The sequence below is a fragment of the Acinetobacter sp. NEB149 genome (genome assembly GCF_012516415.1).
Classification (GTDB): domain Bacteria; phylum Pseudomonadota; class Gammaproteobacteria; order Pseudomonadales; family Moraxellaceae; genus Acinetobacter; species Acinetobacter lwoffii_V.
Genome location: NZ_CP051208.1, coordinates 1,017,094 through 1,031,862, shown reverse-complemented (window position 1 = coordinate 1,031,862; position 14,769 = coordinate 1,017,094). Strand labels below are relative to the sequence as shown.

Sequence of the window (14,769 nt, the reverse complement as noted above, 5' to 3'; positions counted from 1 at the left end):
AAACGTCTTTTTTCCTATTTAGCTTTCATGCTTTTATAAAAATTCTAACTTTCATTTGCATAAATACAGCTAAATAGAAGCTTGGCTTTTGTTTAAATCTTGAGAATACTGCTGCCTTTGCTTATGACCTGATCTCTATGACTTGGCTGTTATTTATTCTTGGTGCAATGGTCGCAGGTTTCGTCCAGGGACTAACCGGTTTTGCCTTTGCCCTAATCGCCATGTCTTTCTGGGTTTGGGTACTACCTCCGCAACTGGCCGCGCCTTTGCTGGTATTTGCCTCGATCTGGAGTCATGTGATTTCACTCAGTCAGGAACAAAAGCAGCCGGTTTTATCCAGACAGTTGGTGCTGCCTTATCTGGTTGCTGGTCTAATTGGCGTGCCTCTTGGTACTTATCTGTTGCAGGTCATTCAAGCAGATACCTTTAAGATAATCTTGGGATTTTTTCTGGTGCTGTGGTGTCCGGTGATGCTATTCAATCCGCAATTCAAAACGATCCAGCATTCAGGAAAATTGATTGATAGCTGCATCGGTTTTATTGGTGGGATATTAGGAGGACTGGGCGGTTTTTGCGGTGCCATTCCTTCAGCCTGGGTGATGTTAAAACAATTATCCAAAGCCCAGCAGCGCTATATTTTGCGGCACTTTAATTTTGCAATTCAGCTTTTCACGATGGGTACGTATCTATGGCAAGGTCTGATCAATCAAAGTCATTTACCCTATCTGGCCTTGCTGATTGTTTTTGTGAGTATTCCGGCTATTTTAGGTGCAAAGCTATTTTATAAAATTTCAGAATTACTGTTTAAACGTGTGATCTTAAGTTTACTCTTTAGCGCAGGCTGTTTTCTATTAGCATCCCAATTCATTTAAACACAAGATCAAGCCGAGTCTGTCTTCCCTGCTAAAGCTTGAATCCGGTGAAATAACTGCTATGTTAAGGCCAATCTTTCGCAATATAGATCATCATTATGCAGATTCGTGATCAGATCGTTCTTGTTACTGGCGGTGCGCGTGGCCTGGGTTTAGCCATTACTCAGGCTTTACTGGCTGAGGGTGCGCGCGTGGTCGTGAACTATCATAGCAGTCAGCAGCAAGCCGAACAGCTTGCCCAGCAATATCCTGCGCAGGTATTTATTTATCAGGCAGATGTCACTCAAGCTGATCAGGTACGCGCTTTATTTGCCGCGGCAAAAAATCATTTCGGCGAAGCAATTCATGCTGTAGTCAATAATGCACTGATTGAATTTGAATTTAATGGCGATGCACGCCCTAAAGTAGAAACGCTGACTTGGGACATGTTGCAACGGCAATTCAGCGGTGCAGTACAGGCAGCTTTAAATACCACCCAAGCCGCACTGGATGACATGAAACAGGCAGGGTTCGGCCGGATCGTGAATATTGGTACAAACCTCGTGCAAAATCCGGTAGTTCCTTATCATGACTATACCGCCGCCAAAGCAGCATTATTGGCCTTTACCCGCACCACGGCGCAAGACTTGGGACAATATGGCATTAATGTAAATATGCTCTCTGGTGGCCTGTTACAAACTACGGATGCCAGTAAGGCCACACCTGACATTGTCTTTGACCTGATTGCTCAATCGACGCCTTTACGCCGCGTAATTACACCAGAAGAATTTGCTGCTGCAATCCTGATGTTTTTGTCACCTTATTCACGTGCTGTCACAGGACAAAACCTGATTGTAGATGGCGGCTTGGTCAAAGGTTAGTTGTTTAGAGAATGGACCTAGATTTTCAAACTCTGTTGTTCTATTTTTTAACCATTTGGTAGATTAAAAAGGTTTTGTGACCGGGTTTTACTTCTACAATAGTGCGCTCCCATAAAGCCTTTAGTCTACTTTCCATGAAATTTATCACGACATTGCTCAGTACCTTGCTGCTGGCAGGTTGTATGTCCAGCGATTTGAAAAAATCAGAACAATTACTGCAAAATTTCCATTGTGCCAAGGTAGATACCGCACAAATGCCACATAGCAGTATGACTGACTACTATCAGCAGATGTTGTATAGCAGCAAATCCAAAGTCGAGTCTTATATTAAGCAATATCGTCAGGGTGAAGAGCTGTTTGACCTGCCACTGCATGAAGTGGTGGAGCAACAATATGATCTTTATAAAGATGCCTGCCAAAATCTGGGTGGAATTTTACCCGCTTCTGAAAATGCATCTTAAGTCTGTCAATCTTCATGATGATTAGGCAATAAAAAAGCAGGAGAATTTTCCTGCTTTTTTTCAATTCAATTTTAACTCTGATAATAACGCTGATCTACGCTGAAGCATTCAGGGAATTTTGGCTGAATCTCTGCATAAAATGCCATGATTTCTGCCATGTCTTTTTCATAATCCCCTGTCGGATAAACAATTTTACCTACACCAGTTTTCTTCTTCTCATAATCCATATAGGCCAATGCAATCGGCACACCTGCATTAATCGCGACATGATAAAAACCTGTCTTCCACTGTTCCTGTTTAGCACGAGTCGCTTCTGGCGTGACCAGCATCACCAGTTTAGGATGGGTCTTGAATAATTCCGTCATCACCTGAACCATACTCGGACGAGGCTCCCCCGGCTGTTTAGGACGGCGATCAATCCCGATACCGCCCATAGCACGCACAAAAGGTCCAAATGGCAATTTCATATAACTGTCTTTAATGGTTAAGCGAACATTCACGCCTAATGCTTTTAAGGCCAGTCGCGCATACAGTGCATCCCAATTACTGGTATGAGGCGCAGCAATCATGACACATTGGTCTAAATCTAAGGGCCAATGGTTATCAATTTCCCAACCCATCAGCCTCAGGCTTTGTTCTGCTAACTTCTCAAACACGTCACGCACCAATTCTATTCAAAATTGCGCGAATTTTAGCAACCTCGGCAAATATAGATAGTGCTCTATGATCAATAAATAAACAGTTAATCTGTATTTGTATAATTAGAATTTTTAAATGAATAGTTGATTATTTTTGCCACCTTTCAACTTATCTCATACATCAATTTACGGATAGTTAAGATTGCTTCCCCATATAAATAGGAATTTCTTTCTAATTTAAAGGATTCATGCATTAAAAAGCTCTTAACCTCCTCATTTTGGGATATGGCAAATATAAGGGTCTTTTTATACTGAATCCACATTATAAATTTCAGGAAGATTCTAATGAAAAAGACTTTACTTTGTATTGCTTTAGCAGGGTTACTTAGTGCCTGTGGTGGTTCGGATGATAACTCAAGTACACCTCCAACAAACAATGTTGGCACTCAAACCGGCGTACTGACGGACGGAATCATTTCAGGGGTGACCTATATCACCAGTAGTGGTGCTACAGGTTTTACCAATGACGATGGTGAATTTAACTTCAATGAAGGAGAAACGGTTAAATTCTATATTGGTGATGTTCAACTCGGGGATGAAATTGAAGCCAAAGAACGTGTTACCCCTTTGGATTTAGCTGAGACTGAAAATGCTCGCCTTAACTTACTGGTATTTTTACAATCCTTAGATGGAAAAGGTGATCATAGCGATGGCATTCAGATTAGTGATGACACTAAAACAGCCTTCACTGCTGTAAAGCTTAATTTTAACCAAAGTACCATCGACTTCGTAAATGAAGTTGTCACCAAAACAGCCATCACACCAGATCAGTTGATAACACCAGAAAAAGCTTCAGAAAACTTCCAAGCGACCTTCTATAAAGATATTGCCGGTACTTGGGAGATTAACCGTACCGATAACACTGCTGTGTTGATTCACATTCTGGAAGATGGACGCTATGCATTAGGTGAAGCAGAAGCTAAAGATGAGAGTGGTCAAGCAGGCATTGAAATGGGCCGCTTAAAATGGAATGCAACAACAACCGTGATTGAACCGGAAATCCTGCATGACACCAATGGTGAATGGGGACTTTCACATCCTGCCGAGAATAAACCTTATTCTTTAAACTATACTGGAACTCAATTAATTCTTACTGAACCAGGCGTTAGTACTGAATACCGTTTAAATCGGGTTAAGCAGTCTAATAGTCTCGTCGGCACGTGGCGACTCAATGAAACGCACCTATTTGCTTTCTTTGATAACAACTATTATTTCTTCCTAGACACTGAAGGTGGAGATGACTGTGGTTGGCCAGGAATTGAATATGGCAAATATACATTGTCAGCAAATACTCTCACCACAACCGAGGTATTATTCGATACCAACGAGTGTGGTGGATTACAAGATAGTTCAAATGGCAGCAAGACAATTGCAAGCATCAATATATCTAACAACAATCTTATCTTACATCCGCAAGGTGAAGATCCTGTAACTTTACAACGTGTTAAATAACCCCTATAAACCGGCTTGAATATGAAATTCAGGCCGGTTTAATCAATATGTTCAAATTGAATGGTACAACCCATCAATAAATGCATCAGTTCGATTTGCGAACAACATTGGGTTTTTTCATAAATATTTTTAAAATACGTCCGTACCGAACTCAGCGTAATGCCACACTGTTCTGCAATATCTTCTATTTTATAACCATTAATTAACAACTCACATAAATCAAACTCTCGTTTGGAAAGCTGGTAACACTGTTGTAGGTAAGTTCTTGACAGGGAATAATGCTGGTTTTTATCCGTCATAAATAATGCAATCTGATGTTGAGCAGACTGTAAATGTTGCATATTTCTTAATTTTTTAAATGGCACCACCGTCAGCATGAATTGCGAGCCTGCCCCATCACTCAACGCCAGGACTCCACCCACTTCAGTCTGAATGGTCGTATCTTCCAGCAAAGCGCTTTCCAGAAGCTGATCAAAACGTATCTGCTGACTATAATTGGTTTTTAGACGGTTATGTATATCCAGATCCAGACATGAACTTTGATCAAGCATCTTTTGCGCAATGGGATTGGAATAACTTAAACACAGGTTTTGATCAAGCAGTACAATTCCGGTTTTTAAACTATCCAATACGGTATACAAGCTTAAATTATCTTGCTGAATCAAGTTGATTTGCCGGTGAATTTGCAAAGCCCGGCGTAAATGAATACTGATACTTCTTAGAAAATCCAGCTCAGGCTGTTCAAAAGGCTGTACTTCAGGTGCACGATGAATACCCAGTACCGCCCAACGATAATTCCCCCGATCCAGCAATACTCCCGCCAGATAAGATACACCGCCAGGCTTTAAACACTTCTCATAGAACACATAGTGATCCGTACCCGGCTGTTCTGCATAGTGCTGACAGTTATGACTTAAAGCATCGCCCATCTCGATCGCATTCCATAAGGGCATATGCAGTTTCATATCAATCACTCTGATACGCTCCTCTTGATAAGCGGCCAGACTTTCATTCGGGATATTGTGCGTATAGACAAAGTCATAGCCTGGATTAAGCTGATCCAGACCGGTAAAAATTGCACTCTTACTTTTAGTATAGCTCACGATATCTTTGATCACGTCCAGCCACAAAGATGGTAATACAGCAGCATCATAAATTTTTGCAATCAGATTATTTTCTTGTTCTAATTTCATTATCCCCTCCGCATTATCATTATTTTCTAATCATAGCGTTCAGAATTGGTTAACGAAACAGCATAAAGTGACTTTAAACTTGGCTAAAAATTCTTAAATCCTGCTCACTTATCAATAACTCTGGCCTCATTCACCTAATGAATCAAACTTTAACAAGATTGCCCTATTTATCTGTACTGACTACTTTTAATGTAATTCATAACAAATAATTTAATAGGGTTAAAACAATGAAAAAATTAACGCTTACTGCTGCGATAGCAGTCGTTCTTGCAGGAGCTTTAACCGCCTGTTCAAAGCCCAATGATAATGAGCCGATGAGTAATAATGCTCAATCCAGCCCAGCCATGATGGAGCAAAATAACGCGGATACTAGTGTGAACCGTGCTGATAGCGCAGAAACTTCGCTAGATTGGGCAGGTGAATACGAAGGTGTTTTTCCTTGTGCTGACTGTGAAGGGATTAAGGTCGAGTTAGATCTCAATCCGGATAAAACCTATGAGCTAAATGAGGAATATTTAGGTAAAGCTGGAAATAATGAGACGGAAACTAAAGGTAGTTTCAGTTTTGACCCTCAAGATCCTTCAATCATCACATTAGATAACAAAGCTGAAAACCGTAAATTCTTTGTTGGTGAAAATTTTGTTGAAGCACGCGAGATGAAATCAGGTAAAAAAATCGACAGTAATTTAAATTATAAATTAGTTAAAAAGTCCGCATCATAATTTTGTAAACGCATAAAAAAATCCCCGCTATTGCGGGGATTTTTTATGAAATGCTCGGATGATGAATTACATCATGCCGCCCATACCACCCATGCCACCCATATCAGGCATTGCAGGTTTGTCTTCTGGGATTTCAGTGATCATGCATTCAGTGGTCAGCATCAAGCCAGCAACAGAAGCGGCGTGCTCAAGTGCAGAACGCGTTACTTTAGCAGGGTCAAGAATACCCATTTCCAGCATATCGCCATATTCGCCAGTTGCAGCGTTATAACCGAAGTTACCTTCGCCATTCTTCACAGCGTTGATCACTACAGAAGGCTCATCACCTGCGTTAGATACGATTTGACGAAGCGGTGCTTCAATCGCACGACGAAGAATGTTGATACCTACGTTTTGGTCATCATTCGCGCCTGTTACGCCTTCAAGTGCAGATGCAGCACGTACTAGTGCAACACCACCACCCGCAACGACACCTTCTTCAACTGCAGCGCGAGTCGCATGAAGCGCGTCATCTACACGGTCTTTTTTCTCTTTCATTGCAACTTCAGTTGCAGCACCGATTTTGATGACAGCAACACCGCCAGCAAGTTTCGCTACACGCTCTTGAAGTTTTTCTTTGTCATATTCTGAAGTAGATTCTTCGATCTGTGCACGGATTTGCTGTACACGGTCAGCGATTTGGCCAGCATTACCAGCACCATCTACAATTACAGTATTTTCTTTAGATACAGTTACTTTATGTGCTGTACCCAAGTGATCAAGCGTCGTTTGATCCAGCTGCATGCCGATTTCTTCAGAAATCACAGTACCGCCAGTCAAGATCGCGATGTCTTGAAGCATAGCTTTACGACGATCACCAAAACCAGGTGCTTTTACCGCACATACTTTGATAATACCGCGCATGTTGTTGACAACAAGCGTCGCAAGCGCTTCGCCTTCAACATCTTCAGAAATGATTAAAAGCGGTTTGCCAGTTTTAGCAACAGCTTCAAGTACTGTAATCAATTCACGAATATTGCTGATTTTCTTATCAACAAGAAGAATGAATGGATTTTCAAGTTCAGCTGTTAAAGTATCTTGCTTGTTCGCGAAGTACGGAGAAATATAACCGCGGTCGAACTGCATGCCTTCAACTACGTCAAGCGAATCTTCGAAGCCTGAACCTTCTTCAACCGTGATCACGCCTTCTTTGCCCACTTTTTCCATTGCTTGCGCAATCAGCTGACCTACAGTCGTATCAGAGTTAGCAGAGATCGAACCTACTTGTTCAATCGCTTTAGAGTCTGATGCTGGTTTTGCAGTTGCCTTGATGTTTTCAACTACAGAACGTACCGCAATATCAATACCGCGTTTCAAGTCCATTGGGTTCATACCCGCTGTTACTGACTTGATGCCTTCATTCAAAATTGCTTGTGCCAATACAGTTGCAGTCGTTGTACCATCACCTGCGATGTCATTGGTTTTTGAAGAAACTTCACGAACCAGTTGAGCACCCATGTTCTCAAACTTGTCTTTCAGCGTAATTTCTTTGGCAACAGTGACACCATCTTTAGTGATGTGCGGTGCACCAAAAGAACGGTCGATAACAACGTTACGGCCCTTAGGACCCAAAGTAACCTTTACTGCATCTGCAAGGGTGTTTACACCAGCAATCATTTTTGAACGAGCTGAATCACCAAATTTTACGTCTTTAGCTGACATATTTGACTCCGAATATTGTTGTATCTTTACAAAATCTGATTTGGAATGAATAAAACTTTTTTAGCGCAGATTAAGCTTCTAATACCGCTAAAATGTCAGATTCTTTCATGATTAAAAGCTCTTCGCCGTTTACTTTTACAGTAGTGCCTGCATAAGTACCGAACAATACTTTGTCGCCAACTTTTACGTCTAACGCGCGTACGCCATTGTCAGTGATTTGACCATTACCAACTGCAATGATTTCACCTTGAGCAGGTTTTTCAGCAGCCGAACCTGGAAGTAAAATGCCCCCAGCTGTTTTAGTTTCTTCTTCAACACGACGAATAACAACGCGGTCATGTAATGGACGAATGTTGCTCATAAATAACTCCATCAGACTAAGTCTTTTTTAGGTCACTGATGACGACTTAATTATTCCATGGGTCATCATCAAAAATTTTTGATGTCACTTTTATGGAGATGGAATAAAACGCTTCAAGGGCAAAAATGAAAAAAAATTGGTTTTTTTTAACGAATCATAGGTTTTCGTCTATTTATTCGGCAGATCAGCCTTCAACATAAAGGCTTGTGCCACTTCATCGAATAAATATTGAGAAATTTTTCCTGTGGCATCAATCAGATTAAAGCTGTTCGGTTCATCTTTATGTAGACGATTTGACGCAGAAGTCCCTGCATGTACATCATATACAGGATGATCCATCCCCAATCCGAACATCTGATTCAAATCATAAATCGCCGGTTGATGCAGATGCCCATGTAACACCGCAAACAGACCATGCTCTGCCCAGGCCTCTAAAGCAATTTTGGCCATCAATGGGCTGTCCTTGAAACCGCGCTTATTTTGAAAAGGCACATAAAAAGGTTGATGGCTGACAATGATTTTTAATTTGGACGCAGGCGCCTGAGCCAGTTGCAAATCAATACGCTGAATCTGCTCAAGGGATAAATGCCCTTTGGTATGATATCGACGTCGGATCGAATTCACCCCAATCAGATAAAAATTTTCAGTTTCAAATATTGGCTCCAATTCACCAAAAAAAATCTGGTAACGGGTAAATGGATTGAAAAGCCGATTCCACAAATGATAGAGCGGAATATCATGATTCCCCGGGATCACCATATAAGGCGTATTGAGCTGATCTAAAAATTTTTTGCAGGCAAAGAATTGACCCAAACGTGCGCGCTGAGTCAGGTCACCACTGATGACGACGGCTTCAAGTGGATGGGTCTGACAGAAATGCCGAATCGCTTCTAAACACTCCGGCTTCTCTGTTCCAAAATGCAGATCAGACAGATGCAGGATCATGTGGCACCATTACGTTTAGGCTATCTTTTAATACAGAAATATTGAGTGGCGGGGCCATTTCCACAATTTCCCCATCAATCGCTACCATCAGTTTCTTGGCTCGGGATTCGATTCGAACTTGATCGGCTGCAAAACTATAAACATCCGATGCCTGGTCAATCTTGCCACGAATCAGCTGATACACTAGCTTAAATAAAGTAAGCTTATCACTTTTAGAAACTACAACTCCCGCCACTTTGCCTTTTTCAGCCGCTTCTGCAATGCGCATTTTCATATCCGCCAGTTGCAAGGGATTATTGCCAAAAAAAATCAGTGGTGTTTTTACCGGATATTTCTTTTGATCCACCCAGATTTTTAGTTTTAATTCTTTACGGTCGCGAATTAAAACATCCAGTGCAGAAGTATAGGCATGTAGCGGTAAGCGACCAAAAATACGATTATAGTCTTCACGTTTTTTAATAAATAAAGGATATAGACCTAAACTGGCATTATTCAGATAAATTTCCTGATTGATACGAGCAACATTCATACGTTGTGGCTGTCCTGTCGCAATCACTTTTGCCGCTTCAAGCAAATCCAGCGGAATCCCCAATAATCTCGCCACATAGTTAAAAGTCCCTAAAGGCAAAATACCGACAGGAATTTGCGTATTCAACACATGTTTGGCGACTGTATTTAAAGTGCCATCTCCGCCTGCCGCAACGATGATTCCTGACTCGCTAGATGCCAAATGCTGTTCAAGCACCTCAACCATAATTTTATCAAATTGCTGTGAATCATTGATTTCATAAGCTTTAGTTTGATAACCCTGCGCTGAAAATATATCGATCAGCTGTTCATAAATGCCTTCTGGCCCCTGTATGCGAAAACCAGCTTTATGATTAAAAATCAGCGATAAGGGTTTAGATTGATTAGACATTTTTCGCGCAATTTCATTGAAGCCTATTGGCATTTTGTCCAATTCATAGACAATTAACAGTGGCTTTATGTAAAATTCAAATGGCAACCATTTATTTAATCAATAATGAATATTAGAGGTCTTATAAAATTAAGATAATGATTTTAATATTAATTTTTAAAATAAATACTATCCATAATTTAAATAAATAATATTAACAATTCAAATATTTAGTTTTATCTTGTTGTTTTACTTATATTTATAAATAAAATAGCATTATATTCCAAAAAAAATCTAGCACTTCTTTGGTCTTATTTTTTTTATCATTTTATGCTTTAATACAGCCACTTTTTTTCATATTTCATCTGGGCGATATTTTTTATTGCTCGGATTGTACTTTGTACATCTAATTTGTACACATTTGAGATAGGCCTCACCATGACCCAAGTGAACGCACCAGAATTCGTTCGTCACCCTAAGCTTATTGCTTGGGTGGAAGAGATTGCTAAATTAACAAAACCAGCAAAAATTGAATGGTGTGACGGTAGCGCAGAAGAATATCAACGTTATATCGACTTGATGATCGCTAACGGCACAATGCAAGCGCTGAATCAAGAAACTCATCCTGGTTCTTATCTTGCAAATTCTGATCCTTCTGACGTAGCACGTGTTGAAGATCGTACTTACATCTGTTCTGAAAACAAAGACGATGCTGGCGCGACCAACAACTGGGAAGCACCTGCTGTCATGCGCGAAAAATTGAACGGTTTATTTGACGGTTCAATGGCAGGTCGTACACTTTATGTGGTTCCATTCTCAATGGGTCCATTGGGTTCTCATATCGCTCATATCGGTATCGAGTTAACTGACTCTCCTTACGTTGCAGTAAGCATGTCTAAAATGGCTCGTATGGGTAAAGCTGTTTATGACGTTCTTGGTACTGACGGTGAATACGTTCCTTGCGTACACACTGTAGGTGCTCCGCTTGCGAACGGCGAAAAAGATGTTGCATGGCCTTGCAACAAAGAAAAATACATCGTGCATTACCCAGAAACTCGTGAGATCTGGTCTTATGGTTCTGGTTATGGCGGTAACGCATTATTGGGTAAAAAATGCCTGGCATTACGTATTGCATCATTTATGGGTCGTCAACAAGGCTGGTTAGCTGAACACATGCTGATCCTTGGCGTGACCAATCCACAAGGCGAAAAACACTACATCGCAGCTGCATTCCCATCTGCATGTGGTAAAACAAACTTCGCTATGTTGATTCCACCAGCTGGCTATGAAGGCTGGAAGATTGAAACTGTAGGTGACGATATTGCCTGGATCAAACCAGGTGAAGACGGTCGCTTATATGCAATCAACCCTGAAGCTGGCTTCTTCGGTGTAGCGCCTGGTACCAATACTAAAACCAACCCGAACTGTATGGCAACCATGCACAAAGACGTGATTTATACCAACGTTGCTGTGACTGACAACGGTGAAGTTTGGTGGGAAGGTCTGACTAAAGAAGCGCCTGCTAACTTGACTAACTGGAAAGGTCAACCACACACTGGCGAAGAAAAAGCAGCGCATCCAAACGCACGTTTCACAGTATCTGCTGGCCAGTGCCCTTCTATTGATGCTGACTGGGAAAATCCAGCTGGCGTGCCAATTTCTGCGTTCATCTTCGGTGGTCGCCGTGCAGACACTGTGCCTCTAATTTCAGAAGCATTTGACTGGGTTGACGGTGTTTACAAAGCTGCAACGATGGGCTCTGAAACAACTGCTGCTGCTGTTGGTCAACAAGGTGTTGTTCGTCGTGACCCGTTCGCGATGCTGCCATTCGCTGGCTACAACATGGCAGATTACTTCACGCACTGGTTAGAAATGGGTGAGCAAGTAGGTGCGAAAGCTGCTGCTGCTGGCAACAAACTTCCAGGTATCTACAACGTGAACTGGTTCCGTCGTGATGCTGAAGGCAACTTCGTATGGCCTGGTTTCGGTCAAAACATGCGTGTTCTTGAGTGGATCATTGACCGTTGTGAAGGTCGTGCTGATGCTGTTGAAACACCAATCGGCCTAGTTCCTACTTACGAACAGCTGAACTGGACTGGTTCTGACTTCACTAAAGAACAGTTTGACCTAGTAACTTCTCAAGACAAAGATCAATGGATCAAAGAGCTTGAAAGCCATACTGAATTGTTCGATAAGCTAGGTGAGCGTTTACCGGAAGCGTTAAAAACTCGTCAAGCAGAACTTATTGCTGCGGTTAAATCTGCTTAATTGCTGATTTAATTAAAAAAGGTCGCGTAAGCGGCCTTTTTTATTGGCTGTTTAAACAATTGATCACAATTGACCAGAGCAGCAGTTTAAGCAAAATATGGCATACTTAAGCCAAGACTTCAGGAACTATAAATATGAAAAGAACAACAGTAATTTTGGCTATGGCTGCGAGCAGTTTCGTACTGAGTGCATGTCAGACCACACCCCATCAATTCAATGGACAAAGTGGCTATGAAATTCTGGAACGTTCAGGCAATACAGCAACCTTGAGCTACACCCTCTCAGGACGACCAAGCCAGGATGAAAATCGCTTGCAAGCCGCTTGCAGACACGTATTAGGAAATTCCAAAACTTACAACATCCAGATTTTAAGCACCAATGAAATTTCCAATCCAACTGCGGAACAGGAAAACTATGGCCGCCAACTGGGTAATAGCCGCACGCAAATCAGCTTGAGCAATACGCCTGATTTACATAATAGCGAGAACCCGGGTGCACGCGAAGCTTTAGAAGCCCGCCCTACGACCATGCGGGTTATTCGTTATACCTGTTCTTAATATCTGATACTTAGTTACTTAATCAGAGTAAGACAATCAAAAAGGGCCTAGTGCCCTTTTTAATTTTTTAAATTTAACGTGTTTTATAGAAACTGACATTACGAAATTCGGGCGATTCATCCAAATCCGGCCAGGTCGTCGCACTACGCTCATCCAGTTTTTCATATTGAGGATGACTAAAGTTTTTTACCCGACTGTCTGCAACCCACACCTCAGGTGCAAATTTTAAAAACTCATCCAGGAAGAAACGGTTACATTGATCATAGAGCACATCTGCGGCTAATAAAATATCCACCTTCTCTGCCTTATATAGGTCATCCAGATATTCAAGCTCGACATCATTTAGCTCTGCATTGGCACGACAGGCATCTAGACTAACTTGATCGATATCACAGCAGATCACACGTTTTGCACCTGCCATTTTCGCCGCAATGGCAACTACGCCCGATCCCGCCCCAAAATCCAAAACTACTTTGTCTTTAACATGATGCGGCTCTGCCAATAGCCACTGCGCCATCGCCAAGCCTGAGGCCCAGCAAAAGATCCAGTATGGTGTATCATTCCAAATGCGACGAATCACCTCATCATCCAGCTTATCTGTTGGGAATACTGGCGGAATCAGCCACAGGGAAATGGGTGTATCCGGCAATTGCTGTGCATGTAGCTCACAGTGTGGAATCACATCATGCAAGGCTTTTAGTAGATGTTCTGGGGCTTGAGGGAGTCGGAAGGTGCAGCTCATTAGATTTCTTTTAATTAGTATTAATGTCTTTGAAGAATCTCCCCTAGCCCCTCTTTAAAAAAGAGGGGGAAACTCCATCCAAAAATAGTGATCAGAGTCCCCTCCTTTGAAAAAGGAGGGTTAGGGAGGATTTGATTAACCTAAAGCTTTTTCAGCAGCTTCAACCGTTTGACGGATTAAAGTGGTAATCGTCATTGGACCTACACCACCCGGAACTGGTGTGTAAGCAGAAGCAATTTCTTCAATGCCAACAAGTTGGATATCACCAACACCACCGCCATCACGTGGATGGAAACCAGCATCAACAACCACTGCACCTTGTTTGATCCAGTCTTTTTGAATTAATTCTGCTTTACCTACCGCACCAACAATGATATCTGCTTGCTTAACGAAGCTAGCAAGATCTTGAGTACGTGAGTGGCAAATGGTTACGGTTGCATTCGCTTCTAGCAGCATCGCAGCCATTGGTTTACCCAAAATTGCAGAACGACCTACAACTACCGCATGTTTACCAGCGATTTCAATGTTGTTCTCTTTCAGGATAGTCATAATACCCGCAGGCGTCGCTGAACCATAGGCTGCCTCACCCATTGCCATACGACCATAGCCCAGGCAAGTGACACCATCTACGTCTTTTTCAAGCGAGATTGCATCGAAACAGGCACGCTCATCAATTTGCGCAGGAACCGGGTGCTGAAGCAGAATACCGTGCACATCAGGATTTGCATTTAATTTTTCAATTTCAGCCAATAATTCTTCAGTTGTGGTTTCTTTAGGAAGTTCCACTTTGAGTGAGTCCATACCAACACGGCGGCAGGCATTGCCTTTCATGCGAACATAAGTTGCAGATGCACCATCGTCACCTACCAAAATCGTCGCAAGAATTGGAGTACGACCTGATTTTGCTTTCAGCGCTTCTACGCGAGTAAACAAGTCAGCTTCAATTTGCTTCGCCAATGCACGACCGTCTAGAACTAATGCCACGGCACTTCTCCCAAGTGTTGATATGAATCAATTTTGCACATTCTACATGAATAAT

At 41.9% G+C, this 14,769-nt stretch carries 15 protein-coding genes; 7 read left to right on the top strand and 8 right to left on the bottom strand.

Translation table 11 applies throughout. The features are described 5' to 3' along the window. The first annotated feature begins 137 nt into the window (after positions 1-137). The 3 genes from HGD77_RS04810 (at position 138) to HGD77_RS04800 (ending at position 2,193) form a co-directional block, all read left to right on the top strand. A complete protein-coding gene (locus HGD77_RS04810) occupies positions 138-872 on the top strand; it encodes a sulfite exporter TauE/SafE family protein (protein ID WP_005262324.1) in 735 nt (244 codons plus the stop codon). 98 nt (positions 873-970) lie between these two features. Further along, a complete protein-coding gene (locus HGD77_RS04805; RefSeq protein WP_005107495.1) occupies positions 971-1,732 on the top strand; it encodes a 3-oxoacyl-ACP reductase in 762 nt (253 codons plus the stop codon). Between the two features lie 134 nt (positions 1,733-1,866). Beyond that, positions 1,867-2,193, top strand: coding sequence for a hypothetical protein (locus tag HGD77_RS04800; RefSeq protein WP_005262326.1), 327 nt, complete (start codon positions 1,867-1,869; stop codon positions 2,191-2,193). A gap of 71 nt (positions 2,194-2,264) precedes the next feature. On the opposite strand, the gene HGD77_RS04795 is transcribed toward HGD77_RS04800, so the two are convergent. Beyond that, the gene (locus HGD77_RS04795) at positions 2,265-2,813 is read right to left on the bottom strand and encodes a 1-acyl-sn-glycerol-3-phosphate acyltransferase (RefSeq protein ID WP_171066337.1); all 549 of its coding nucleotides are present in this window, start codon (positions 2,811-2,813) and stop codon (positions 2,265-2,267) included. Between the two features lie 363 nt (positions 2,814-3,176). On the opposite strand from HGD77_RS04795, the gene HGD77_RS04790 reads away from it, so the two are divergent. Then, entirely contained in the window at positions 3,177-4,343 is a 1,167-nt protein-coding gene (locus HGD77_RS04790) for a hypothetical protein (protein WP_168730722.1), read from the top strand. A 38-nt stretch (positions 4,344-4,381) separates the two neighbouring features. Here the strand turns inward: HGD77_RS04790 and HGD77_RS04785 are convergent, their stop codons facing one another. Continuing rightward, entirely contained in the window at positions 4,382-5,536 is a 1,155-nt protein-coding gene (locus HGD77_RS04785) for a LuxR C-terminal-related transcriptional regulator (protein WP_138743436.1), read from the bottom strand. A gap of 227 nt (positions 5,537-5,763) precedes the next feature. On the opposite strand from HGD77_RS04785, the gene HGD77_RS04780 reads away from it, so the two are divergent. Then, positions 5,764-6,258 (top strand): copper resistance protein NlpE, encoded by a 495-nt coding sequence (locus HGD77_RS04780; protein WP_005107501.1) that lies wholly within the window; start codon positions 5,764-5,766, stop codon positions 6,256-6,258. Between the two features lie 66 nt (positions 6,259-6,324). Here HGD77_RS04780 and groL read toward each other — a convergent pair whose 3' ends face one another. The 4 genes from groL to HGD77_RS04760 form a co-directional block, all read right to left on the bottom strand. Beyond that, positions 6,325-7,959 (bottom strand): chaperonin GroEL, encoded by a 1,635-nt coding sequence (groL, locus tag HGD77_RS04775; protein WP_004279474.1) that lies wholly within the window; start codon positions 7,957-7,959, stop codon positions 6,325-6,327. Between the two features lie 70 nt (positions 7,960-8,029). Continuing rightward, entirely contained in the window at positions 8,030-8,320 is a 291-nt protein-coding gene (locus HGD77_RS04770) for a co-chaperone GroES (RefSeq protein ID WP_004646315.1), read from the bottom strand. A 168-nt stretch (positions 8,321-8,488) separates the two neighbouring features. Next, the gene (locus HGD77_RS04765; RefSeq protein WP_005246941.1) at positions 8,489-9,265 is read right to left on the bottom strand and encodes a metallophosphoesterase family protein; all 777 of its coding nucleotides are present in this window, start codon (positions 9,263-9,265) and stop codon (positions 8,489-8,491) included. Then, positions 9,246-10,184 (bottom strand): diacylglycerol/lipid kinase family protein, encoded by a 939-nt coding sequence (locus HGD77_RS04760; protein WP_034438446.1) that lies wholly within the window; start codon positions 10,182-10,184, stop codon positions 9,246-9,248. The genes HGD77_RS04765 and HGD77_RS04760 overlap by 20 nt, the downstream gene beginning before the upstream one ends. Positions 10,185-10,601: 417 nt before the next feature. Between HGD77_RS04760 and HGD77_RS04755 the strand changes: the two genes are divergently transcribed. Together HGD77_RS04755 and HGD77_RS04750 are read left to right on the top strand one after the other, a co-directional pair. Continuing rightward, the gene (locus tag HGD77_RS04755; protein ID WP_005246943.1) at positions 10,602-12,431 is read left to right on the top strand and encodes a phosphoenolpyruvate carboxykinase (GTP); all 1,830 of its coding nucleotides are present in this window, start codon (positions 10,602-10,604) and stop codon (positions 12,429-12,431) included. Positions 12,432-12,565: 134 nt separating this feature from the next. After that, positions 12,566-12,988 (top strand): hypothetical protein, encoded by a 423-nt coding sequence (locus HGD77_RS04750; protein WP_004646311.1) that lies wholly within the window; start codon positions 12,566-12,568, stop codon positions 12,986-12,988. Between the two features lie 73 nt (positions 12,989-13,061). Here the strand turns inward: HGD77_RS04750 and HGD77_RS04745 are convergent, their stop codons facing one another. Continuing rightward, positions 13,062-13,730: a class I SAM-dependent methyltransferase gene (locus tag HGD77_RS04745; RefSeq protein ID WP_004279468.1), complete on the bottom strand. Its 669-nt coding sequence runs from the start codon at positions 13,728-13,730 to the stop codon at positions 13,062-13,064. Positions 13,731-13,865: 135 nt separating this feature from the next. Beyond that, positions 13,866-14,714, bottom strand: coding sequence for a bifunctional methylenetetrahydrofolate dehydrogenase/methenyltetrahydrofolate cyclohydrolase FolD (gene folD, locus HGD77_RS04740; RefSeq protein WP_004646309.1), 849 nt, complete (start codon positions 14,712-14,714; stop codon positions 13,866-13,868). Between the last annotated feature and the right edge of the window lie 55 nt (positions 14,715-14,769).

Coding starts and splice junctions, on each gene's coding strand:
- HGD77_RS04760 (WP_034438446.1), bottom strand. CDS start 10,184: ATGTCTAATCAATCTAAACCCTTATCGCTGATTTTTAATCATAAAGCT.
- HGD77_RS04810 (WP_005262324.1), top strand. CDS start 138: ATGACTTGGCTGTTATTTATTCTTGGTGCAATGGTCGCAGGTTTCGTC.
- HGD77_RS04780 (WP_005107501.1), top strand. CDS start 5,764: ATGAAAAAATTAACGCTTACTGCTGCGATAGCAGTCGTTCTTGCAGGA.
- HGD77_RS04790 (WP_168730722.1), top strand. CDS start 3,177: ATGAAAAAGACTTTACTTTGTATTGCTTTAGCAGGGTTACTTAGTGCC.
- HGD77_RS04745 (WP_004279468.1), bottom strand. CDS start 13,730: ATGAGCTGCACCTTCCGACTCCCTCAAGCCCCAGAACATCTACTAAAA.
- HGD77_RS04805 (WP_005107495.1), top strand. CDS start 971: ATGCAGATTCGTGATCAGATCGTTCTTGTTACTGGCGGTGCGCGTGGC.
- HGD77_RS04785 (WP_138743436.1), bottom strand. CDS start 5,536: ATGAAATTAGAACAAGAAAATAATCTGATTGCAAAAATTTATGATGCT.
- HGD77_RS04800 (WP_005262326.1), top strand. CDS start 1,867: ATGAAATTTATCACGACATTGCTCAGTACCTTGCTGCTGGCAGGTTGT.
- HGD77_RS04765 (WP_005246941.1), bottom strand. CDS start 9,265: ATGATCCTGCATCTGTCTGATCTGCATTTTGGAACAGAGAAGCCGGAG.
- HGD77_RS04770 (WP_004646315.1), bottom strand. CDS start 8,320: ATGAGCAACATTCGTCCATTACATGACCGCGTTGTTATTCGTCGTGTT.
- groL (WP_004279474.1), bottom strand. CDS start 7,959: ATGTCAGCTAAAGACGTAAAATTTGGTGATTCAGCTCGTTCAAAAATG.
- HGD77_RS04755 (WP_005246943.1), top strand. CDS start 10,602: ATGACCCAAGTGAACGCACCAGAATTCGTTCGTCACCCTAAGCTTATT.
- HGD77_RS04750 (WP_004646311.1), top strand. CDS start 12,566: ATGAAAAGAACAACAGTAATTTTGGCTATGGCTGCGAGCAGTTTCGTA.
- HGD77_RS04795 (WP_171066337.1), bottom strand. CDS start 2,813: ATGGGTTGGGAAATTGATAACCATTGGCCCTTAGATTTAGACCAATGT.